Source organism: Moorena producens 3L (genome assembly GCF_000211815.1).
Classification (GTDB): Bacteria; Cyanobacteriota; Cyanobacteriia; order Cyanobacteriales; family Coleofasciculaceae; genus Moorena; species Moorena producens.
In genome coordinates this window covers 18,649-42,935 of sequence record NZ_GL890840.1, presented here as the reverse complement: position 1 = coordinate 42,935, position 24,287 = coordinate 18,649, and the positions used below count along the sequence as shown (strand labels likewise).

The following is a 24,287-nucleotide window of genomic DNA, read 5'->3' as shown; positions in this document are numbered from 1 at the left end:
TTCTTCTTCAACCTACCCTACAACGAATCGCCTTGGGGGAGCAACATTCTAACATTCAACATTCAATATTAAACCTTAAACCTAAGAAGCTGCCAACTCTGGAGATTGGCTTAAGCTACTGATGATTTGGGATATTTGAGCGATCGCTTGTTGTTGAGAATCACCTGTTTCCTGGATTTGATTCAGAGCATTTGCGATCGCCTCCAGCTTCTGTCGAAGTTCATTGAGAGCATCTTGCAATGGCTGTAGGGTTTCTTCATAGATATCGACTTTCCCCCAAAGTTGAGCTACCTTCACCTGATTGGATAGCCAACTTTCCTCCCAATTTTTTACCTGAGCCAGCTTAGCATCCTTTTCTTGGGTTTGTTGATTCATCAATTCTTCAGCTTCGCTAACCCTAAGGCGCATCTGTTCAATTTCTCGTTCTAGTTGTTGCAATTGATCTGAGTGTTGTTTGCACTGTGCTTCTAGTTCGAGCAAAATTGGTCCTAAGTCAATTTTCTGGTTTTGTTGACCATTACTATCCACAATTCCTTGCCGCAGTCGCAACACTCGTAGGTGCTGATTTAGAATTTCTTCTCGTTCCCATAGAGTCCGGCGTTGACCCACCAAGGTTCTGTCCAGCATCTGGTAACGGTCTTGCTCATCTGCTAACTGGGTTTCTAGACTAATACGATCATACTCACTAGCGACCCTAATCTGTTCTTGTAGTTCTTCAATCCCTTGGTGTTGGAGTGTTAGTTCTTCTTCTTGGTCATTGACGAAGCGTACAACTTTTTCCAAATCCTGCTGCAAATTCTGAACTATATCCTGTAACTCACCCAAGGGCATTTTTTCTAGTGCTGCAATATCCACCATTTGGCTAATCTTGACATCCCCTGATGTTGCTGCCATTCGAGCCAGTTCTTGGTATAACTCTTGCTGAGTTTGGAGTTGCAGACTCACCATCCTAGCTGATTCGAGCTTGATCTCTAGATTGGTTTGCTGCACTTGCATTTCGCGGTTTGCCTGTTCACAGGATGCTTGTAATTGTTGTAACTTTTGGGTTTGATGTTGGACTTCCTCCCCGTGACCCTCAACGTCTGCTTCCAATTTTTGAGCTAATAGACGCTGTTCATTTAACTGCTGCCAGTGAGTATCCAACACCGAATGCTGATGCTTGACTACTTCCAAGGCTTGATTCAGTGGTTCCCAGACAGATTGTGTTGATTCTAATCCTCCTGATAAGCGATTGAGCAATTGCTGAATCACACCAGCCTGCTGAGCATCTAAACCAACAGAGTATTGACCCTCTGAAACTTGCTCTTCTAAGCGTAGCTGCTGTCCCCGGAGTTGTTCCCAAGCACCTTCAAGCTCCTTACTTTTACGCTCCAATTCTTGTCTGAGTTTAGCAGTTTCTGCCTGAGTACTTTCCAGTTCTTGGCGTTGTTGCTCTATTCTGGAAAAATCCTCCTCCATCGTTTGCATCTGCTCAAGCCGCGCTTCCATTTCCATCTCGCGACGGTTGAGTTCTTGACTTTGATAGGTCAAAGATTGCTTCCACTGCTCAATTTCTTCTTCCTGGTTTTTTGACTTTTCTAGCAAGCGAGAGAAATTTTGCAACAGATTGACTAACCTTCCCCCCGCTGCCTCGATTGTTCCCTGTATTTGTCGATTCCCACTCAGGTTAACAATCACCAACGCACCATCACCAAAGTTATTGGCTTGTTCTGTCGGAAGCACTTCCTCCCCAGACACCTTATTCCAACTCTGGTCAGTCCGCTGAAAAGCCAGCAGTTTAAGTTCGGCCTGAGCTCTACCCATAAACCCAGTTTTCTGCTTTCTTACCTCTGCGAGATACAGCACACTGATCGTCCTCTTTTACTTTTATTGTGCCCAATTCTTGATTAACACATTTGAACGCTTAACCCCTTTGGGGTTGCAGGATGGTAATTTTCGGAGATTATTGGTCAACCGACCTAGTTTTGATCCTTAAGGCTATTAATCCTTTAAAGGATGACGGCAGTCAGTATATTTAGACACTTAACCTATTTTAAGGTATTGCCCAGACCTGATTTACCAGTCAATAAAGGTGAGCAGAATAGAAATAGATTGATGAGGATAGTCTTAGGAATCTTCCCACAGGGGGAGTCTAGTTTCCCCAACCGGTCTAGTTTCCCCAACCATAGATTTTATCCACCCAGAGGGTCGAATTTTCTAGATTGAACATAACATCTTACCCCATCACTTTTTTCCCTTGTGCCTAATCCCTACTGAATGCTTCCCCCACCTGCGTTCGCGAGGTGGGGGTATCCGTCTTGATTACAAGGTTTTATCCCTCGCGACAGGCGGCATCCTCGCCGAACATCCAGGACTTTTGCTGGCATGTTCCCCCTCGTTTCCGCTATGGGGCTTAGTTAGAGTCGATGCCTCCGATTAAGGAGGGCACCTCTCCTGTCATACCATACGTGAAAGTTTCCCCTCATATGGCTCCTAGATCTTCTCTCCCTTAGGAGTGCTCCAGTGAATTTGCTGGTGACAGCTATTGTGTACTGCTATTAGATTCTTTGATTTCCAGTTGTCGTGGTTTCCATCTATGTGATGAAGGTGTACATCCTCGTCTTCTAGGAATCTTAGTCCACAAAATCCACAGGAATGGTTTTGCCTTTTCAAAGCTGCTGAGGTAGTATCTGAGTAGAGGTTCGAGTTCCTTCTGCTCCAATAAACTAGGTCACCATCATAAGGTGACTTAGTCCCCTTAACGTTAACGTGTTCATTTTGGCTGTATCCTACTTTCGGGAATGCTTTCTTACATAGTTCAGTAGCTTTATAGCGACTTACCTTTTTTTCTTTGCGGAATTTCTGGTGAGCCGTATTTCTCATGAACCATAGAGAATCCCTGGAACTACTCATATAGCAGTTCTTATGGTAGTTTCTCCATCCACGTACGATCGGGGCTACTTTTTGTGCTTTTATTTCGGCACCATAGTTCGAGTTATTGACTACGTGCTTGATTTTTTCACGTATTTTTCGATGATTATCCTCTGAGGGAATGCATCGAAATTTTCCGTTTTTCTGGACACGGAAGTACCACCCCAGAAAATCAAACCCGTCTGTCGTCTTAGTTAGCTTGGTTTTTTCCTCGCTGACTTCCATTCCGCGTTTTGCTAAGAAAGCTTTGATTTTATTTAAAACTTTCTCAGCGTTATCTTTTGGCTTTAGAATTATTACCATGTCATCGGCATATCTAATGCTTCTGACTTTGGGGTCTAATTCTTCTATTCCGTTCAGTGCTATGTTTGCTAGTAGCGGGCTAACTACACCGCCTTGAGGAGTTCCTTGCTCAGGGAATTCGGGATGTGTTCCTGCTTTTAGGCATCTAAATATCCCGTATTTTAAGCCTGAAGGTGCAATTAATTCCTTCATTATGGTGGTGTGAGCTATTCGGTCGAAGCACTTCTTGATATCTAGTTCTAAGACTCTTTTTTGTATGCCGTTTTTAGTCGAACACAGGTTTAGGAATAGCATTTTCTGAGAATCTTGTGCGCTTCTTCCCGGCCTGAATCCATAACTATAGGCACTGAACGTTGCCTCATGGGCAGGTTCCAGAGCGTATTTGGCTAGACATTGCCATGCTCTATCAGCGATGGTAGGTATCTTCAACACCCTTACTTTCCCGTTCTTTTTAGGGATGGGGATTTCGCGGAGTCGGCTATGCTTCCAGTCCGAAGCAAAGTCGTTCAATGTTTCTACCAGTTCCCATCTCTGCCGGTAGTTGAGGCTTGACTTACCGTCAACTCCCGCCGTTTTTTTCCCTTTATTTAGCTGTGTCACTTGACGGACTGCCAAAAGTTGTGCTGCACGGGATTTCATAATCAGTTTTTGGAGTGACCGCGCCTTCTTTAGGTCGCCATCTCGAACTGCTTTAAACACTCGCTTTTGTAGGCGGAATAGATTTTGGCGGAGTTTCTTCCACTTTTGTCCTTTCCAAAGGTCGCTATATCTGTTTGACATGGGTCTACCTATGCTCTCCTAGAGTTCGTGTTTTCTGAATACCCGTAGCCAGTTTCCGGCTACATCCTACCCGACAGTGAGGATTAGGTTTGGCATAACTTACTAAGGATTCGACCTTTCCTTAGACTCATTTGTTGCTGTCGTTTTTACTCGTTCCGACTGTTAGATTGTTATGAGGTTTTAGGGCAGTCCGGAGATGAAACCTTAGAATAGTGGAGCCTTACTACAAAATTTTTAACCCTTTTACCCATAGCCGACTAACTATAAAGGCTCCACTATTCTTGCGGTAACTTCTAACCAATTTGCCTATCCTCTTCTCGGAGTTTACGGTTGTCATTCAAAATACACCGTGAGAATAAAAGGATGAAGTCTCGCTTTGGCTCGATCAGATTGCGGCTTAGCTTTTAGACACTTTTTAAGGACTTTCGTTAATCTACCCATGACATCTTCCCATTAGCGCCAGTGTCATACATCTGAAATATGTCTGATTGCGCCCTGTCGCCAGCGTCACTCTGACAGAATGCCGTCTGTCTCGGTGTGGCCAGATCGGGTGTCACTTCACTCCTGAAGGGGTCGGGTTTTCACCGCCATCCAAACAGTCAGTTAGGTTTGAAGGTTTTTTAGTCCTTCTTTCCCCCAGCTCATACCCCTTATGTAATAAGGCTCTTAGCTGGAACGAGCCGCACTTCAATGAAGCTTTTACCTGAGAGTCTGACGTTTATGAACCGACTACAAAGGATTTATAGGTTAATTTTCCCAATCGTAGAGAGGTCGTGCCTCAGGGTTGCTCAGAATCTTTTCTCTCCTTTGCCGTACCGCTCAAGATGATGCGATTATATCACATTTTGGAGCTCCTAACCCCCACCTGAACGAGGTGAAAGAAGTTACCGTAAGACAGTTGAGCGATAGGCGCGACAGCCTGTGAGTCATAAGTTTAAGTTATATGAAATAAGGCGAGCCTGTCTAAGGTTTCGTCTCCGGGGAATGCGTCGCTCATTTTTTTTCAAATAAATATACTTAATTTATATGCTTATATGCTATCCAATGGTGTTTAAAGTCCTAACCTATAACCTTAGACATCTTAGCTTAATTTTCCAGTAACCGTCAAAATCCCACTCTTACCGCTAATCAGGTACTTCGCTCATGCTTAGCTGTCTCCAGCCATGGTAAGCTTCGACCAGTTGGCTTACAGAAGTCATTCCTTACCAACTCATTTTTGGGGATATTTTCAGTGTACAGTTAAGCCATTTCTTGAGCAAAGATAGATCAGTACCAGTGTATGGGCATCCTTTAACTCAATGACAGGTCATAATCTCAGATACATCAACAGGTTGTTAGGAGCACATTGTCTTTAAATGCAGGGAACTTTGAGTGAAATTGATATCCGTAGCATCCTGCAACTGATCGAGCTAGGTCAGCGAACCGGGGAACTCTTAGTCGAGGCATACAGCCCTCACCCTAGTAGCAAGGCTAGCAATAGTGGCAGCAATCGTTTTACCTCAGCTAGACTTTACCAGCAGCCAAAACTACCAAGTCCGCGTCCGTATTGGTTTGTATTCTTCCTGAATGGCCAGATTGCCTATGCTGCTGACAGCGATGGGAGCTTGACGCGCCTGCATGATTATCTACGCCGCTATAAAGCCAATGATGCTCTCGATAAATTGGAAAGTCTGTCGATTGCGGCTACCAATGCTCTAGAGTATGGTTACCTTTGGGCTTTGTTAGAAAAGCATGTGATCACACCAAACCAAGGGCGAAGCATCATTCAAAGCATGGTTAATGAAACCCTTTTTGATTTGCTGAGCCTTCACCATGGCTACTTTGTATTTGAAATTGGTCCGGCATTAGCACCGCAACTTACTACCTTAGAAATAGAACCATTGGTCAGAGAGATGATGAAGCAGGTGCAGGAGTGGAAGCAATTGTGCCCTCATATCCAATCTCCCCATCAGTGTCCAATGATTACTGCCCATGACCAGTTACAGGCTACACTGCCGGAAAAATCCTTTAGACTCATAAGCAGTTGGGTAGATGGCAAAACTTCTCTACGCCAGTTGTCCCGTTATCTCCATCGCGACCTAATCACCGTAGCTCGGGCTATTCATCCCTATGTACAACAGGGGTCAATCCAAATGGTGACCCCCAAAGAAGCAGATACGCCAGCCATTGAAGAGCAATGGGAGTTCAAGAAAGTTACACGATCTGTTGTCTGTGTTGATGATGATCTCGCAGTTGGAAAAGCTGTGGAATATACCCTAGAAGCCAAAGGTTATAAAGTCACAGCAATACAGAAGCCCCTAAAGGCTCTGAGTCAGGTTTTCCAACTCCAACCCGATCTCATCCTCTGTGACCTAGTAATGCCCGACCTAGATGGTTATGAGCTTTGTGGCATGTTACGCCAATCCACAGCATTTCGGCAAACCCCCATCATCATGCTCACAGGCAAAGATGGCTTTATTGATCGGGTCAGAGCGCGAATGGTAGGTGCAACTGACTACTTAACCAAGCCCTTCGGAGATCATGAGTTATTGATGCTTTTGGAGAAATACATTTGGTCGAGGTGATCTAGAACAATACCAAGGTAGTAATGCCCTGAGCAAAGAATTAGATCAAGGGGAGAATATTGCTCTGTCAGCCTTTGAGTTATTAATAGAGGCGTCTAACCTATCAGTTAATTAACCAACACTATCCTAATTAAACCCACTGGTCAAGCTAGGAGCTTCCACAAATTCAAGAAAAATATAGTCTTTCTTGCTATCACCACCGATAGATGAGGGATACTGTAATCATGATTTAATTTATAGACCCAAATCGGGCTGTGGTTTAATTTCACGACCTTTCCCGAGGGTCGAGCTAGGAGTTATGAGTAAAGTTTTAGTTGTAGAAGACAGCCTTGCTCAACGGCAGATGATCTCAGACCTCCTTAAAGGTAGTGGTTTGAAGGTGGATGTTGCCAGTGATGGTGTTGAGGCTTTAGAACATATTTTAGAGTCTTGTCCAGATGTAGTTGTCTTGGATATAGTGATGCCACGCATGAATGGCTATGAGGTCTGTCGGCGTCTTAAGGCTGACCCCAAAACTCAGAATGTGCCAGTGGTGATGTGTTCTTCAAAAGGTGAAGAATTTGACCGCTATTGGGGCATGAGGCAAGGTGCAGATGCATACATTGCGAAGCCTTTTCAGCCAACGGAGTTGATTGGAACAGTTAGACAGCTACTCAGAAGATAAATATATTGGTATTTGACGGGAATGGTTGCTAATTCGGACTTTGTAACTGACTCGGCTCTTGAACAAGCCCCAGAATTGCAGGAATTGGAAAGTCCTGAAGGCGAACTATACCTGCGATTTTATCTGCCATCTGGTGATGAATTTGCTCTGCCGGCTACTGGTATCAAAGAGGTAATTGACCCCTCCCCTGAACAAATTACTCCTATTCCTAATGCTTCCCCTTTATTGTTGGGGACCTTCAATCGACGTGGACGGGTAATTTGGGTCTCAGATCTGGGTCAGTTTCTGGGGGATAAAACGGTTTTAAATACAGACCGTATAGAAATCCCTGTTATTGCTATTGAAGATCAAGACACTATGCTGGGGTTGGCAGTTCAACAAATTGTCTGTACAGACTGGCTGGATGTGGAAAAGTTACATATGCCTACCAATGTTGCCGATAGTATGACTCCTTTCTTACGCGGTGAGTGGTTGCTAGACATTGAGTCTAATCAGGTTCTGCGACTACTTGATCATGTGGCGATTATACGCTCAGCAAGGTGGGCAGCCTAAAAATAATTATTAAAAATTGAACATTAAAAATTAGTTGGATTAATTATTATTAAATATTAATTTTTAATGCTTCGGGAGGAGGTAAATGGCATCCAGTATAAATTACCCCCAGCTGTATGGGGAAGCCGAAAAAGCCTATATGCAGGGCAAATACCAAGAAGCGGCAACACTCGTTGATCGTTTGATTGAGGATTTCCCCAATGAACCCAGTGCGCTGCTACTGCGGGGTCATATTTACTGCTATGGTCTACAGCAGTACGATTTGGCTCGGCAACAGTATGAATCAGTACTCAATCTGACCTCTGAGCCGGATTTTGTTAATTATGCCAATAACGGTCTAGAGTACGCCCAGCAATCCACAAATGGTCATCAAGATCCTGGGTTATCACCTGATGATGTCAATACATCACAGGTGAAACTAGATGAGACTGAGGAGTTGAGTGCAGAACCCACAGAAGGAAATTGGCAAGACTTCGCTGATTTTAATGATATCAGTGAATTTGACCCGGAAAGCTTAAGTTTTGATAACACAGGGGTTGATGATTTTGCTTCAGAATCCACCTCACCCTTTAAGGAGTCTTTTCAAGATTCCACTAGTGATAGTGATGAAGGAGCCATAGAGTTACAGTCTGCTGATAATCTAGACCCTTTTAGTATGGTCAGTGACTTAGAAGAAGACAGTGAGGATTTAGAGAGTTGGGAAATTGGCTCTGATTTAGAACTCGATGTTAATGCTGTCAGTAGTCAGACTTGTTACAATGGCACAGAAGGACACTTTCCTGAACTCTCTCAAGAGGAGGGTCTACAAACATTTATGGTGTCTCCTGAGGAGAATTTAGACGAAGAGCTCTCTTATGGTTCAGAACAGTTAACTAGTGAATCTAGCACAGTTGAGTTTAACGTCCTGGCTGAAGAAGAATTAGAGTCTCTGGCAGATTACGAGTTTAGTGATCTCGAGGAGCAATCAAAGAATTCCTTTGTTGAAGCCGCAACCCTGTTAATGAATTCACCAGAGCTTGAGGGGAATTTTTCCCCGACTCCAAGTTCTGATCCTACCCCGACTACCGAAGAAAATTATTCCAGGACCGAGCAGTCTTTGGAAACAGAGAAACCAACTTCTGGGGATACTCAAGCCTATGCTGACAATCAAGAGGACTTAGAATATCTCAATCAGGCTCCTGACTCTACTGAACCCTATTTATCGGGAAACTATGGCTCGGATGAGCAACTTTTGGACTCAGCTTATGAACACAATGGGTTAAACTCTCCAAGCCCAGACCAAATTAATTTGGAATCCTTTGATGATGATTCTTGGACAATGGATGATGTAACGGAATCAGAAGAGGAAATCTTGTCAGGAATTGAAGCACATCAAGGGGTAAAAGAGGGTTTTTTAGATGAGTTTGACCTATTTGATGATGATTTAGATTCAATCCCTGATTTCTCTGTTGATGATCAGCAACCACTGTCCAATGAGAGTGATGACAATAGTGATTTTGATGTATTAAGCACTACTGGCTCAACACTGGGAAGTACTGGGTCAATGGAGATGAACACCAGTGGTGTTAGTGCTGTACCCAGTCATGATTATCCGTCAGCCACTGGGAATGAGGAGCTATTTAGCCTTAGTAGTGCCACCGAGCCAATCCCTATTTATAATCCCACTAAAGACATTGACAAAGAGCTGGTTGTTAGTATTGACCAAGGTCGACTAGCTCCCATAGAAAACGCTCCTGTCAACCAGAAGAATTGGATGACTGCCTTGATTACTGGCGCGGTCTCAATGGTGGTGGTAGCGGGGGTGAGTGCTGGAGCACAATACATGGTTAGAGATAATCCATCCTTCAAAAACCACGTGCGAAATACTAGTATTATGATGACCCTAGCCGCTGGTGTTGCCAGTTTTGGTACTACTCTGGCTGTGGGAAATATTACAGCTAGGCAGATTAGACGTAGTACCGAAAACCTGAAAACCCAGTTTGAAGGAGTCTCTCAGGGTAATCTCAATGCCCATGCTACGATCTATTCCCAGGACGAATTGGGTCAGTTAGCCCATAGTTTCAACCAAATGGCTAGAGTCATCTTGACAACGATGACGGAAGCACAACGAAAGGCAGAAGAGCAAGAACAGGCAAAAGAAGACCTCCAACGCCAGGTAATTCGATTGCTTGATGATGTGGAAGGGGCAGCACGGGGGGATTTAACGGTACAAGCAGAGGTAACTGCGGATGTGTTGGGGGCAGTTGCTGATTCCTTCAACCTGACCATTCAAAACCTACGGGAAATTGTACAACAAGTCAAGCAGGCAGTCCGTCAGGTGACCAAATGTTCCACCGATAGTGAGTCCTTTGCCCGTAGCTTGTCTTCTGATGCTTTACGGCAAGCTGAGGAACTGGCGGTGACCCTGAACTCTGTACAGGTGATGACCGATGCTATTCAGCGGGTGGCAGAGAGTGCAAGAGAAGCTGAGGAAGTTGCCCGCTCAGCCTCGGCTACTGCTCTCAAAGGTGGTGAGGCTGTGGAGCGCACTGTGGCAGGAATTTTGCAAATTCGTGAGACTGTAGCAGAAACGACTCGTAAAGTCAAGCGTTTGGCAGAATCTTCCCAGGAAATTTCTAAAATTGTTACATCGATTTCTACCATTGCCTCCCGAACGAATTTGTTAGCACTCAATGCTAGTATTGAGGCGGCAAGAGCTGGAGAAGCTGGTCGAGGCTTTGCTGTTGTTGCGGATGAGGTACGACAGCTCGCTGATAAGTCAGCCAAGGCACTCAAGGATATTGAACATATTGTCTTGCAAATCCAGAGTGAAACCGGTTCAGTTATGACAGCTATGGAAGAAGGCACCCAACAGGTGATTGAAGGTACTAAACGAGCAGAACAAGCCAAGCGATCGCTAGAAGATATTGTGCAAGTGGCAAACCGGATCGATGCTTTAGTACGTGCCATCACTGCGGATACTATCGAGCAAACTGAAACATCCCGTGCTGTTGCCCAAGTGATGCAATCCGTTGAGTTAACTGCTCAAGAAACCTCCCAAGAAGCCCAAAGGGTTTCTGGAGCTTTGCAAAACTTGGTGGGTGTGGCGGGAGAGTTGCGGACATTTGTTGAGCGTTTCCGTGTGGAAGCGAATGATGGGAAATGATCGACTAATGGCTAAAACTACCAGCCTCGGGTTATGGAGTCAGCGTTTACTGGCGGCGATTTTCTTAGCTGGGCAAGTGATACTTCATCTACTGACTGGGAAGATTCACCGCCGCAATACTATCGAGCAAATGGTAACCGTTGGACCAGAGTCTCTGATAATTGCTTTGCTCACTGCTACTGTAATCGGTATGGTGTTTACCATTCAGGTAACACGAGAGTTCATTAATTTTGGTGCCACGAATGCCATTGGGGGAGTCTTGGCTCTAGCTTTGGCTAGGGAATTGGCTCCGGTGTTGACTGCTGTGGTTTTGGCAGGACGAGTTGGTTCGGCATTTGCTGCAGAAATTGGTACGATGCGCGTTTCAGAGCAAATTGATGCTTTGTATATGCTCAAGACTGACCCGATTGATTACTTAGTGATTCCTCGGGTTATTGCTTGTTGTCTGATGCTGCCAGTGTTGACCATTCTCGCAATTGTGACTGGTATGGTAGGAGGAGTGGTACTGGCTCAAAATCTTTATGGTATTCCCCAGTCTGTGTTTCTTGATTCCGCTCGTAACTTCCTAGGAATTTGGGACTTGTTCTCTGCTGCTATTAAATCTTTAGTGTTTGGGCTGTTGATTGCTGTGATTGGTTGTAGCTGGGGGTTAACCACTACAGGAGGGGCTAAGGGTGTGGGTCAATCTACCACCACTGCTGTGGTTACTGCTTTGCTAGCAATTTTTATTAGCAACTTTTTATTATCATGGTTGATGTTCCAAGGGATGGGTAGTGCGGTGATCAGCTGAATAGCTTGTTGATCGTTCATTGTTAATTGCCCAAAAGCAATCCGTTAACAGACACTCACAAACCAGTAATCTTCCCTCAAGGTCTGTAGCTGTTCAAAATTCCCTAAAACCTGACCTGATCAGGATTAATCGACAGATCAGTTAATTTAGAATAGATCAATCGCACTTTGTGTAGCGGTCGATTCCTTTTCCTTTCGGAAACTTCCAAGAGCTCCACTTAACCCTATTGTCCACACTGTTCAGTTTTACAACTTCACTAATGTCCCAGTCGTATTTTGATACCGAAAGCAAAACTCACAAGTCGTTTGAATTACCTGGTGCTAGACCCCAATACAATCCTGACCGCCCAGGACAAGTGGAGCATATTTTCCTGGATTTAACTCTGGATATCCCCCTCCAAAGGGTTAGCGGTACCTGCACCATCACCCTCAAACCAATACGCAATGGCATTAAACAGCTAGTACTTGATGCGGTCAACTTGACTATCGCCTCAGTGCAGGTTGACCAAATCCCCCAGCCCTTTGACTATGACGGGGAACAACTACAGATCCACCTACTTAACCCCGCTGTTGTTGGAAAAGCGATTAAGATTGCGATCGCATACAGTGTAGACAACCCCCAGCGGGGTATTTACTTCATTCATCCAAACCAGCACTACCCCAACAAACCTACCCAAGTTTGGACCCAAGGAGAAGATGAAGACTCTCGCTTCTGGTTCCCTTGTTTCGATTATCCTGGTCAACTTGCTACCTCCGAAATCCGCGTTAGATTGCCAAAACCCCTGATTGCTATCTCCAACGGGGAACTAATTGCTACAGAAGAAGACGGCAATGAAACGATATACCACTGGCGGCAGCAAGAAGTTCATCCCACTTACCTGATGACTCTAGCCGTAGGGGACTTTGCGGAAATTCGGGATGAATGGCAGGGCAAACCAGTAAACTACTACGTGGAGAAGGGGCGAGAGGAGGATGCTCGCCGCAGCATGGGCAAAACTCCTGGAATGATAGAGTTCTTGAGTGAAACCTTTGCCTATCCCTACCCCTATCCGAAATACGCCCAAGTCTGTGTAGATGACTTCATCTTTGGTGGTATGGAAAACACCTCCACCACTCTGTTAACAGACCGTTGCTTGGTCGATGAACGAGCAGCTATCGATAACCAACGGACTGAAAGCCTTGTGGTTCACGAACTTGCTCATCAGTGGTTTGGGGACTTAGTGGTGATTAAACACTGGTCCCATGCCTGGATTAAGGAAGGCATGGCATCCTACACAGAAGTGTTTTGGACCGAAAATGAGTATGGTAAAGATGATGCTGCCTACTACCTACTCAATGAAGCACGCAGTTATATATCAGAAGATAGTTCCCGTTACCGCCGCCCCATGGTTACCCATGTCTATCGAGAAGCTATTGAACTCTACGATAGGCACCTTTATGAAAAAGGTGCTTGCGTCTATCATATGATTCGGGCAGAGTTAGGGGAAGACTTGTTCTGGAAAGCAATCCAAACCTTTGTTCAAGATAATGCTCACAAAACCGTAGAAACCATTGACCTGCTAAGGGCGATTGAAAAAGCTACCGGTCGTAATCTGTTATTCCTATTTGACCAGTACGTCTTCCGGGGGGGTCATCCTGATTACAAAGTTGCCTATTCCTGGGATGGGGATAGCCAGTTGGCTAAACTGACAGTAACCCAAACTCAGGCAAAAGATAGTAAAACGGGTAGCGATAGTGAGCTATTTGACCTGAAAATCCCGATTGCCTTTGGTTACACCCAGCTCGAAGACGATTCTCCTGTGAAAACCTCTAATGAAACCTGTCTACAGAAATTTACGGTCAGGGTTCATGAACGGGAACAAAGTTTCTATTTCCCACTGGCGAAAAAACCTAACTTAATTAGCTTCGACCACGGGAATAATTACCTGAAAACCGTTTCCCTAGAATACCCAATAGCCGAACTCAAAGCCCAGCTGAAATTTGACCCAGACCCCATCTCCCGTATCTATGCAGGGAAAGCCTTGGCGAAAAAGGGAGGATTAGAAGCAGTACAAGCATTGTCTGATGCCCTTACTAGTGACTCATTCTGGGGTGTTCGTTTAGAAATAGCCAAACAATTAGCTAAGGTAAAACTAGATCAAGCTGAAGCCGCCTTAATTGCTGGCTTGTCCGCTCAAAATCCCCGTGTGCGTCGTGCCGTTGTCCAAGCCTTGGGTGACGTGAAGACTCCAGAAAGCTACAATGCTCTCAAGCAATTACTAGAAAAAGGGGATGCCAGCTACTACGTAGAAGCTTCAGCAGCCAGGTCACTTGGGGGAATGGTTTCGGCAAGCCTTAAGGATAGAGAAGATGAAGTAATCCAATTGCTCACAAAAGTACTTCAAGAACGGAGTGGTTGGAATGAAGTAGTACGTAGCGGTGCCATTGGTGGCTTAAGTCAAATTAAATCTTCACCTATTGCCTTAGACGTAATTTTAGAATATACCACTCCTGGCATACCTCAACCCCTTCGTATAACAGCGATTCGAGCTTTAGGAGAGATTTCTACAGGTCAGACTCCCAATAAAATAGAGTCGATCCTGGAGCAATTAGAAGAACTGTCCCGTGAAACCTTCTATTTGACTCAAGTGACCATAGTTGGTGCCCTAGGAAAAATGGAAACTCCGAAAGCCATGGATATTTTGCGATCGCTTTTAGAGCATACTCCTGATGGGCGAATTCGTCGCATTGCAGAAGAAGCCATTCAGAAAGTCCAGAAAACCATTGGCTCTGACAAAGCCATTAAACAGCTACGGGACGAACTTGACAAACTTAAAAAAGATAATCAGGAACTCAAAAGCCGCCTGGAAAACTTGGAAGCCAAATCTAATCAAGCATGAAGTCTTTCTTTTACAGCTTCTAATTAAATTTCGTAAGCATTCAGCTCTCAGCTCTCAGCTCTCAGCTCTCAGCCAAAGGCCAAGGCTGACGGCTGACCGCTGACCGCTGAATGCTTACAATTTCTACTTAAATTTCTACAGTAAACACTGACCCTGATGGTTGATTATTTTCTACAAATATTCTACCACCATGGGCTTCAACTGCCATTTTACAGAACGTTAATCCCAGACCAGTTTGATAAATTCCAGTCATTAAATTTCCCACATCGTACTTATCAAAAATACGTTTTCGCAATTCTTCATTAATCCCAGGTCCAGAATCAGCAATGCGAATTATAGCTTGGGGTTCGGGATATACTGGATAATCTACTTGCAGTATAATTTTACTTTGTGAAGGAGAAAATTTGATGGCATTTGAGAGCAAGTTATCTAAGACACGCCGGATTAAATTAGCATCAATTAAAAGAGTATTACTGGATTCTGGTATATCGCTAACTAGCTGAATGTTTTTCTCGTGAGCAATGGCTTGGAAATCTAAGACTACCTCTTGTTCGAGTGCATTGAAATCCACCAAGTCTCGATGAAGGGTAAGTTTTCCCGATTGTAACTTCGCCATCATCAATAAGTTATCCGTCATTGAGCGCAGCTGGAGAGCTGATTTCAAGATTTGTTCAGTCTTTCTTTGCTGTTTTTCTTTGAGTTCAGTTTGCTGCAAAATCTCACAAGATATGATAATATTAGCCAAAGGATGTCTCAAATCATGCACGATCATATGAGACATATCTTCCCTCAGCTGTAGAGTAGCAGCTAGTTCATCATGTTGTTTTTTAATCCGCAACATCGAACGCACTCTAGATCGCAGTTCGATTCCACTAACAGGTTTACCTAGGAAATCATCGGCTCCTGCATCCAGGCATCGGGCAAGATCTTCCTTAGAATTGAGAGCCGTTACGATAATAATCGGGATATGGTGCCACTTTGGGTGAGACTTAATCCGATGGCAAACCTCTATACCATCAAGTTCTGGCATCATTACGTCCAATAAGATTACGTCCGGTTGAATTTTTTCTAGACCGTTTAATGCCTCTTGACCACAAGAGGCATAGCTCAAGTTGTAACCTTCCTTGAATAGCAGAGCCTCAATGACATCAAACCCACAGGGTTCATCATCAACTACTAGTATAGAGTTTTGACTATCCATCAATAACACCCTTTATGCGCTTGAATAGTTCACCATATTAAATATAGATATCTGGGATTTATTTTGGCTAATATAAATTATTATACCATTAATTTATATACGATTGATTAGTATGTTTAAACCTACTTGGGACTGATAAATAATGACTAATCACGCTAATCACGAATAACTAATTACTAACTAATTGCAAATCCTTAACCTCTACATGAACATACTGTTGAATAGTACTGACCAAGTTTTTCAGACTCACTGGTTTAGAGATGTATTCGTCCGCGCCAGCTCCTAGACATTTCTCCTTATCCCCTGGCATCGCCAGTGCTGTTACGGCAATAATCGGAATTTCTCTAGTCTTCTGATTGTCTCGAATTCGCTTAATCGCTTCAATACCGTCCATATCTGGCATCTGAATATCCATCATAATCAGCTGTGGGTGGTACTCTTTAGCCTGGCTAATCGCTTCCCAGCCATTCTTGGCTAATATCAACCGATAGCCTTTGCTGAGCAAGTAATCCCAAATCGTCTTAATGTTAGTTTCATTATCCTCTGCAATTAAGATTAACGGTGACTCTGGAGCTGTTTGAGGCATAACCACCAGAGCAGTTTCAGCATGGTTGACTGACTCTGGTGTTTCTAAACGACCCAAAATTTTGCTAATTGTTGAGCGCAACAGTTGGCGGGAGACTGGTTTAACCAGATATTCAGAAGCACCCATCTCCAACGCTTGCGATCGCTCATCCACTACAGAAAGAATCATCACTGGGATGTGTTGGGTTTGGGGATGAGCTTTTAGCTGAGCCAAAACCTTCCAGCCAGACACCTTCGGCAATTGCAAATCTAGAATAATCACCCCTGGGTTGACCTGTATAACCTGCTCGAGTGCTCCTTCTCCTTCAGGGTAAGTCAAGGTTTGTAGCCCTATTTCCCTGATATAGCGAGAAATGACTTCAGCTGCAGTAATAGAGTCTTCGATGATCAGCACTTGGGGATTGGAGATGGCGGATTGAGTAAATTGGCTTAGGTCTCCCAAATCACTCTGGTATTCTCCGTTTGGCTCACCGCTTTGTTTAATCGGCAGAGTTACTCTGAAGCAACTACCTTGACCCACTTCACTCTCGACATCTACCCTACCCCCGTGAATTTCTATGGTTCGTTGCACCAAAGCCAAACCCAAACCTGTACCGGCGTAGCGACGGGACAGACGGCTGTCAATTTGGACGAAGGATTGGAATAGCTTAGGCATATTTTCTTTAGCAATGCCAATACCAGTATCCATGACACTAAAACAAATAGTATTTCTTAATAAGTCTTCCTCAGCTTTTAAAATAACGCTTCCTCCGGTTGGGGTAAACTTCACAGCATTGCTGAGCAAATTGATCAGGACTTGTCGGATACGTCGCTCATCCACTTCTATTTCCCATAGTTTCTCAGTTACCTGAGAAGTCAGCTTAATATTTTTGTGATGGGCTTGGTTTCTAACAAACATTAAGCTGGAATTGCAGAGTTTTTGGAGGGAAACAGCACAGATGTGGAGTTCCATCTTTCCAGATTCAATTTTGGCAAGGTCAAGCAGATCATTGATTAGTTCTAGCAAATGTTGACCACTGCCCTGAATTGTACTGAGAGACTTACGCTGCCTATCTGTAATCGAACCATACACTTCCTCTTGCAAAGCTTCTGATAAACCAAGAATAGCGTTGAGGGGAGTACGTAATTCATGACTCATGCTAGCAAGAAACTCATCTTTGAGACGAGTAGCCCGTTCTAACTGGGCATTAGCCATAGCCAGTCTTTGATGATTTTGCTGCATCTGCTCTTCAGCCTGTTTGCGCTGTGTAATATCTCGACAGACACGGATTAAACCACCATCCTCAAGTAACGTTAGAGAAAATTCCTCAGCAAATGTGCTACCATCCTTGCGCACAGCCGTGGCTTCTCCACTCCATTTTCCTGTTTTAAACAATTGGGGAAAAACTGACTTCTCAATACGCTCAATTTCTTCTGGTGGATAAATTATATGCCATTGCCGACCCACCAGTTCATTCGGTTGAGTGTAGCCAAACAATTCCAGGTGAGTCTGATTGAGGTAAAAGTATTCACCTGCTGGATTAACTAATGCTATGCCATCAGTAGCTGCTTCTAGAGCTGTTAACTGACTTTTGAGAGCTTCTTCTGCTTTTTTACGCTCTGAAATATCGGTGTGAGAACCTGCTATGCGATAAGGCTTACCTGTTTTATCCCACAGCGCCGCTCCACGAGTCAGCAGCCAACGGTAGGAGCCATCTTTGTGTAAAGCACGGAACTCTTCTTGATACTGAAAAAAATTGCCCTCTAGGTAATTATTAAAACTGAGTAAGGTTTGCTCTAAGTCGTCTGGGTGAATAATCTGTGTCCAGGATTCAAACGTATTGGTAATTTCATCATCTTTATACCCCAACATACTCTTCCAACGAGGGGATAAATACATTTCACCGGTTTGGAGATTGCAATCCCAAATCCCGTCGTTTACTCCTTCTACAGCTAAAGCAAATCGCTCTTTACTATCCTGAAGTTCCTGCTGAGCCTGTTTTCGTTGTTCTTCTACACCAATAGCGCTGGCAATCAGGTTAAGCAGTTGTTTGTCTTCTGTACTTGGTTCTACCTGCTGCTGATACAAAACACAAAGGGAACCCATTACCTTTTTGTTCCATTTGACCGCAATACCGATGTAAGTACACAGATTATAAGCCGTAATGTTGGGATCAGTTTGAGCATAAGCTGTATTCTGGAGATCCTGCTTGACCACTGACTCATCAGTTCCTTGTCGGATCACGTCGTAGCAAATACGTCCTTTTGCGCTATCCATAGTCGGGTAATCTGGCGGGACTTGCCACTGTCCTAATGTCACCAGTTGATTGTATTCCAGGCAATTATAGAGAGCGAAACTAGCATTGAGTAATTGCCCACAAACGGCTACCAGATGATTAATATTTTTGTCGGGATTGCTACCAAAGTCAAGAAAGCATTCATTAAGTTTCGCCAGTCGGTCTTCAAGTTGCTTCCGATGAGTCAAGTCTCGAATAACCCCCACAATATAGGGATTATTTTTGGAATCGAAGAAACGAGTTTTCTTGGTAGAAATGAAATGAAGGATACCGTTAGCATCAGTAAAGTATTCTTCATTTTCATTAACGACACCATTCTTCATGACGAGTTGATCGGTTTTTCGGAAAACCTCAGCTTCTTCTGATACGAAAAATTCCGAATCTGAATGACCTAATAGTTGCTCTCTAGAATATCCGATAAACTCACAAAAGCTATCATTAAAAAATTTCCATTTATAATGTTTATCTTTTACAAAAATTGGATCGGATACTGCATTAATTATGTTCGTGATAAAGTCTTTGGTTGCTGCCAGTTCTGTGTTAGCTACTTCTAGTTCCAAGGCATGATTACTCAACTCTTGATTGAGCTGAGTAACTTGGGCTTCTACTTGCTTTCTCTGGGTGATATCTCGGAAATACCAGATTCTAGTATAGTAATCACTAGCTTCAGACACCACAGAGCCAGAGTAACGGTCAAAAATCCGACCATCATTCAAGTAAATTTCATCACGACTTACTTCGCTGGGATGTTCACACAGATACTTCAGCCTGTGGATAAATTCTTTAGGTTTATTTAGCTTAGATAGCACACTTTTCAAAAGTTTTTGGTCGTCACCAGAAGAGTTGAGAATCTCCTCTGGGATATTCCACATCTGACCAAAACGCCGATTATGCCATATAATTTTTTGGTTTTCATCAATAACTAATATACCATCAATTGATGCCTCTTGTTGGGCTTTTAACAGAAATTTAGTTCGTTTCAGTAAATTTTCTCCCTGTTTACGCTCGGTAATATCGCGAGCAATAACACAGTTATATTCTTGATAATTAAACTTTAAATAATTAAGCCCAATTTCTACAGGAAATTCTCGCCCGTATTTAGTGCGATGTACTGAATCTTGCTTAAAAGAACCTCGCTGTTTCAGGTTTTCCCAAAACCGCGACCAGTTATCTTTTGACAGTAAGGGATCGATATCATAAACGTGCAACGTCAGTAGTTCTTCACGGGAGTAGCCAAGGAAATCACAAGCAGCTTCATTGACATAACAAAATCCGCCATCTGTTTTGATAAAAAAACTGCATCCCCTACCCGATCCAGAGAAAAATCGATCAGCTTTAGTGTTTCCAGAGTAAGGAGACGTTCTGCAATCTCTTGCTGCAATTGACTGTTTAGTCGTGATTGCTGAGCTGCATAACGTTCCCTTTGCTTAAAAACAGTCAACAGACTGTCAGCCATAGGATTGAAATTGATAGTAAGTTGCCCTACTTCATCTTTCGTCCACACCTCGACTCGCGCTTCCAAATTGCCAGCAGCAAATTCTTGGGTAGTTTTTGTAGTTGCTTGAGTGGTTTAGCAATTGCTCGTCCAAGCAAGATAGCCAAGAAGACATCTGCGATTAAGGCAATAGCAAGGACGGTCAGCTCAAGTTCTAAATTATTCCTAAGAAATTGATTGAAGGAGGATCCAGTAGTTCCTCTGACTAACACTACGGTCGCTTCACTATCAAAATTAGTTAGAGCTTTAGCGACTATAGTGTAAGATTGTTTACCCAAGGTTTGCCGTGTGTAAACTACCTCTGATGTTTGGGCAACTGCTTTCTCCAACAGGGACCCGTTTACTAAATCTAAACTCGATTCCCCCTGCTCTAAATCTTAAACCTTCACTGTTATCCAAAGTAGCAGTGGCTAAGTTAAATTTCCCCCGAACTCTGACGATAGTAGATTGCACTATAGCCTTTGTCACCCCCCGCAGAGTGGTCTGAACTATGGGCAATTTGCCATTGACCAGGTCACCAGATACCAAGACAGCTACAATACTTCCAGTCTCTGGGTTCGTGACTGGAGTGAGTGTGTAACGAATTAGGGAGTCTTGTTCAACAAAACCATTCGGTAGCTGAGGTGACTCCTTAGCTAACTCAACCCAGCTGACAATTTGACTGGTCCCAATCGCCGTTCGATTCTGGAAAACTTGACTGACTAATTGATTAGGATTAAACCTCTCTCCTGTCCGGTCAGCGTTGGCATTAGCAATAATCTTGCCATTGGTACCTACTAAAGTCCCATATTCAATGTTGCGGGCTTTAATTTCGTTCCTCAGAACCCGTCTGACTTCAGCCTTGAGGGTTGGTTTTATGGGCTGACCAGAATGATCAGCGATCGCAGCAGCAATGATGGCAGCATTATCGGCTTGACCACGGAAGCCCAGCTTAGTTTGCTCAATTTGAGAATTGTAGTTGGTCTCGGTGATTGCTAATTCAGACTCAGCTTGGTCTCGTAGTTCGATTTGCCCTCCTGTTAGGATCATTGAAGCAGCGACGCCGAAGAATCCAATCAGAGAAATTAGCTCAGAGGCAAACAAACCAGTAAGCAGCTTACTACTTAGTGGTAAGTTATAAAACCACTGTAGGCAGCCTAACCGAATGTCTTGGGAAGGGTTAGGGAAAGATGGAGAATCTTGCATAATCCAGGGAAAGTTGCTTGCTGGCAAAGCATTTTCGTGCGTCTGTAACTGGTATCCAATCCGGTAGTGCCGATTTGCTGCGGGCAATCGTGGAAACAGCATAGTGTAGATAAATCAACGTAGATAAATCAACAGATTGCCCATGCTTGTTCGCTACGATACCACCGGAATCGATATGACACCATTGTTGCTTTGTTGATTTAGCCCCGTCATGGAGGATTCTGCTGAAGTTTTAATTTAAAGACTGTCGGTGATAACACGGAAATAACAGCTGAAATCTCAAGCTAGAGCCTCGGTTAATGTAATAATAGAAGTTGACAAATTTATAGATATATGCATCAAGAGGTGCGACCCGTGGCGAATTTAATTCCCCAGTTCAGGAAATGGGCAAGTTTCTGGTGTAGGTTTCTATGGGACTCTCTATTGTCCTGGTAGCAAAACCTGCCCTAAACCCTCTATTGGACTTAAAGTGAGATCTTGCACCATTGTCATTCATCCTAGGGTGGGCAGTGCCTACCAACGTGGTTTGCAAGCTTCATTATCTGTCTGATGCACTGCCCACCCTACATGAACTATTGGACTTAAACACCGAGTTATTGTATATGTACTTGTGTATACTTATTTAATAAAAAGCAAAAGATAGATAAAAAACTATAAATTTATTAGAGAGGCCTATACTCAGCGTGAGTCAGCATCAACTTGTATCTCCTGAACAGCGGTCTAATGAACCCCAAAGGTACTATGATCCACAAGCGATCGCGCGCTACTACCGTTCCAGACCTTGGGTAGTGATTTGGCGTTGCCTGAGGATTGTCTGGGGTTTCGCTAGCTTTGTTTTTAGTTTTAAGTTAGACCAATGGGGCAACCGGACTGAGCAAAATAAGTTAAAACGAGCCACACAGCTACGGGAACTTCTGACTAACCTCGGTCCAACCTTTATTAAAGTCGGACAAGCTCTTTCCACCCGCCCTGACTTGATTCGGCAAGATTTTCTAGATGAACTGATCAAACTACAAGACCAGCTACCTCCCTTTGACAATGCAATCGCATTGTCCATAATCGAGCAAGAGTTAGGGCGCTCCATCCAAAAACTGTTTAGCCAAATTTCCCCAAAACCTGTAGCAGCCGCTAGTCTCGGTCAAGTCTATCGGGCTAAACTCCACACCGGTGAAGAGGTGGCGGTTAAGGTACAACGTCCTAATTTACGCCCTATCCTCACCCTAGATCTTTATTTGATGCGCTGGGCAGCTAGCTGGATTGCTCCCTGGTTACCACTCAATCTCGGTCATGACCTAACTTTGATTGTAGATGAATTTGGTACTAAGCTCTTTGAGGAAATTAATTATCTCAATGAAGGTCGCAATGCCGAACGGTTTGCTCTAAACTTCCAAGACGACCCCACTGTGAAGGTTCCAGCAATATACTGGCGCTACAGCAGTCTCCGTGTCCTCACCCTAGAGTGGATTGATGGCTTCAAGTTAACAGACACAGAACGTATTGAAGCCTTAGGACTAGACAGCGCAAGCTTGATTAAAACCGGTGTCACCTCTGGTTTACGTCAGTTGTTAGAGCATGGCTTTTTCCATGCTGATCCTCATCCAGGTAACTTATTTGCCCTTCCGGATGGACGCATGGGCTATATTGACTTTGGTATGATGGATCAGTTAGATCAGGACACCAAAGAAACTCTTGTCAGCTGTGTCGTTGATCTAATTAATAAAGATTATCAATCATTAGCCCAGGCTTTTGTTAAATTAGGTTTCCTAGCACCCAACACAGATATCCAGCCGATTATCCCAGCCTTAGAAGCAGTGTTGGGAGAAGCAATTGGTGAAAGTGTCGGGGATTTCAACTTCAAGACGATCACAGATCAGTTCTCAGAGTTGATGTACGACTATCCTTTCCGGGTACCAGCCAAGTTTTCCTTAATTATCCGTTCTCTGGTGACTCAGGAAGGACTGGCACTGACCTTAGATCCCAACTTCAAAATTGTCGAGGTTTCCTACCCCTATGTAGCTCAGCGTCTGCTTACCGGTGAAACCCCACAAATGCGGCGGCGTTTGATTGAGGTGTTGTTCAAAGACGGTAAATTCCAGTGGGAACGACTGGAAAATATGATTGCGATCGCTCGGTCTGATCAGAACTTTGATTTGCTCCCAACCGCTCAACTTGGTTTGCAGTATCTCTTGTCTGAGGAAGGTCAGTTTTTGCGACGTGAACTGTTGTTAGCGTTAACCGAAGATGACCAACTCCATGGAGCAGAAATTCAGAGTCTGTGGAACTTAGTCAAAGATGATTTACCACCAGGACGTTTATTCAATGTAGCTTTGAATGCACTAAGTACTATTTCCAGTGATGGGATTGGGGCTATTTTACCGAAAGCTCCTGCTGTGAGTACCAAATAGTGTGTCAGAGCAACTGGCCGATAAGGAATATCCTTATCGTAACTACTGACTCCTGGCTATTCACTACTTGTTGTTATTTAATTAGCGCTTCCAAACGTTATAGGATTTGGTGGGTTACAGCCCGAAAAAAAATCAATGCTGCGCTTAACCCACCCTAGGAAACTATAAGATTATATTCAGCATTCAGCTATCAGCATTCAGCTATCAGCATTCAGCTATCAGCATTCAGCTATCAGCATTCAGCTATCAGCATATGCGCTACGCGCAGGCTACGCCAACAGCTAATGGGCTACGGGAACAGCTATTGAATAAAACAGGATTGTGAGAATTTTTGATTCCCTATTCCCTACTCCCTATTCCCTATTCCCTATTCCCTATTCCCTGTTCCCTTTGCTATTGGATAAGGTGTCATTCTTTGTCATAATCTTCACAGGCAGTAAAACCATGAAGATTAGGAGTTATTTGTGTATAATTTTTGGCCAGACCCACCGTATTTTTTGTTAATTTTTGGTTTGTTTGCTGGGATTACCTGTGGGCTAGCTTTTGAAGCTACA

Annotated in this window: 14 protein-coding genes; 7 read left to right on the top strand and 7 right to left on the bottom strand. The window is 43.8% G+C overall.

Going from position 1 to position 24,287, the window contains the following annotated elements; all coding sequences use genetic code 11:
- Positions 1–81: 81 nt before the first annotated feature.
- A complete protein-coding gene (gene hmpF / locus LYNGBM3L_RS06795) occupies positions 82–1,845 on the bottom strand; it encodes a pilus motility taxis protein HmpF (RefSeq protein ID WP_044492395.1) in 1,764 nt (587 codons plus the stop codon).
- Between the two features lie 627 nt (positions 1,846–2,472).
- Positions 2,473–3,993 (bottom strand): group II intron reverse transcriptase/maturase, encoded by a 1,521-nt coding sequence (locus LYNGBM3L_RS06790; protein WP_008180688.1) that lies wholly within the window; start codon positions 3,991–3,993, stop codon positions 2,473–2,475.
- A gap of 1,355 nt (positions 3,994–5,348) precedes the next feature.
- Here LYNGBM3L_RS06790 and LYNGBM3L_RS06785 point away from each other — a divergent pair.
- The 6 genes from LYNGBM3L_RS06785 (at position 5,349) to LYNGBM3L_RS06760 (ending at position 14,586) form a co-directional block, all read left to right on the top strand.
- On the top strand, positions 5,349–6,557 hold the full coding sequence (locus tag LYNGBM3L_RS06785) for a response regulator (protein WP_008180687.1): 1,209 nt from the start codon (positions 5,349–5,351) through the stop codon (positions 6,555–6,557).
- 298 nt (positions 6,558–6,855) lie between these two features.
- The gene (locus LYNGBM3L_RS06780; RefSeq protein ID WP_008180685.1) at positions 6,856–7,221 is read left to right on the top strand and encodes a response regulator transcription factor; all 366 of its coding nucleotides are present in this window, start codon (positions 6,856–6,858) and stop codon (positions 7,219–7,221) included.
- 21 nt (positions 7,222–7,242) lie between these two features.
- Entirely contained in the window at positions 7,243–7,773 is a 531-nt protein-coding gene (locus LYNGBM3L_RS06775) for a chemotaxis protein CheW (protein WP_008180683.1), read from the top strand.
- A gap of 85 nt (positions 7,774–7,858) precedes the next feature.
- Positions 7,859–10,918, top strand: a complete 3,060-nt coding sequence (locus LYNGBM3L_RS06770; RefSeq protein ID WP_008180681.1) for a methyl-accepting chemotaxis protein — start codon at positions 7,859–7,861, stop codon at positions 10,916–10,918.
- A gap of 7 nt (positions 10,919–10,925) precedes the next feature.
- Positions 10,926–11,708 (top strand): MlaE family lipid ABC transporter permease subunit, encoded by a 783-nt coding sequence (locus LYNGBM3L_RS06765; RefSeq protein ID WP_044492430.1) that lies wholly within the window; start codon positions 10,926–10,928, stop codon positions 11,706–11,708.
- A 259-nt stretch (positions 11,709–11,967) separates the two neighbouring features.
- Complete coding sequence (locus LYNGBM3L_RS06760) at positions 11,968–14,586, top strand: M1 family metallopeptidase (protein WP_008180678.1); 2,619 nt, start codon at positions 11,968–11,970, stop codon at positions 14,584–14,586.
- A gap of 127 nt (positions 14,587–14,713) precedes the next feature.
- Here LYNGBM3L_RS06760 and LYNGBM3L_RS06755 read toward each other — a convergent pair whose 3' ends face one another.
- The 5 genes from LYNGBM3L_RS06755 to LYNGBM3L_RS06745 form a co-directional block, all read right to left on the bottom strand.
- On the bottom strand, positions 14,714–15,787 hold the full coding sequence (locus LYNGBM3L_RS06755) for an ATP-binding response regulator (RefSeq protein ID WP_008180677.1): 1,074 nt from the start codon (positions 15,785–15,787) through the stop codon (positions 14,714–14,716).
- 169 nt (positions 15,788–15,956) lie between these two features.
- Entirely contained in the window at positions 15,957–19,937 is a 3,981-nt protein-coding gene (locus LYNGBM3L_RS34705) for a PAS domain S-box protein (protein ID WP_229414385.1), read from the bottom strand.
- A complete protein-coding gene (locus LYNGBM3L_RS33715) occupies positions 19,859–20,152 on the bottom strand; it encodes a hypothetical protein (RefSeq protein ID WP_229414346.1) in 294 nt (97 codons plus the stop codon). Before LYNGBM3L_RS33715 ends, LYNGBM3L_RS34705 begins: the two co-directional genes overlap by 79 nt.
- Positions 20,131–20,421: a hypothetical protein gene (locus tag LYNGBM3L_RS37970; protein ID WP_008180671.1), complete on the bottom strand. Its 291-nt coding sequence runs from the start codon at positions 20,419–20,421 to the stop codon at positions 20,131–20,133. The genes LYNGBM3L_RS33715 and LYNGBM3L_RS37970 overlap by 22 nt, the downstream gene beginning before the upstream one ends.
- Positions 20,414–21,430 carry a hypothetical protein gene (locus LYNGBM3L_RS06745; RefSeq protein WP_008180669.1) on the bottom strand — a complete coding sequence of 339 codons (1,017 nt, stop codon included), beginning with the start codon at positions 21,428–21,430 and terminating at the stop codon, positions 20,414–20,416. The genes LYNGBM3L_RS37970 and LYNGBM3L_RS06745 overlap by 8 nt, the downstream gene beginning before the upstream one ends.
- A gap of 581 nt (positions 21,431–22,011) precedes the next feature.
- Between LYNGBM3L_RS06745 and LYNGBM3L_RS06740 the strand changes: the two genes are divergently transcribed.
- Positions 22,012–23,733 carry an ABC1 kinase family protein gene (locus LYNGBM3L_RS06740; protein ID WP_008180667.1) on the top strand — a complete coding sequence of 574 codons (1,722 nt, stop codon included), beginning with the start codon at positions 22,012–22,014 and terminating at the stop codon, positions 23,731–23,733.
- The last annotated feature ends 554 nt before the right edge of the window (positions 23,734–24,287 follow it).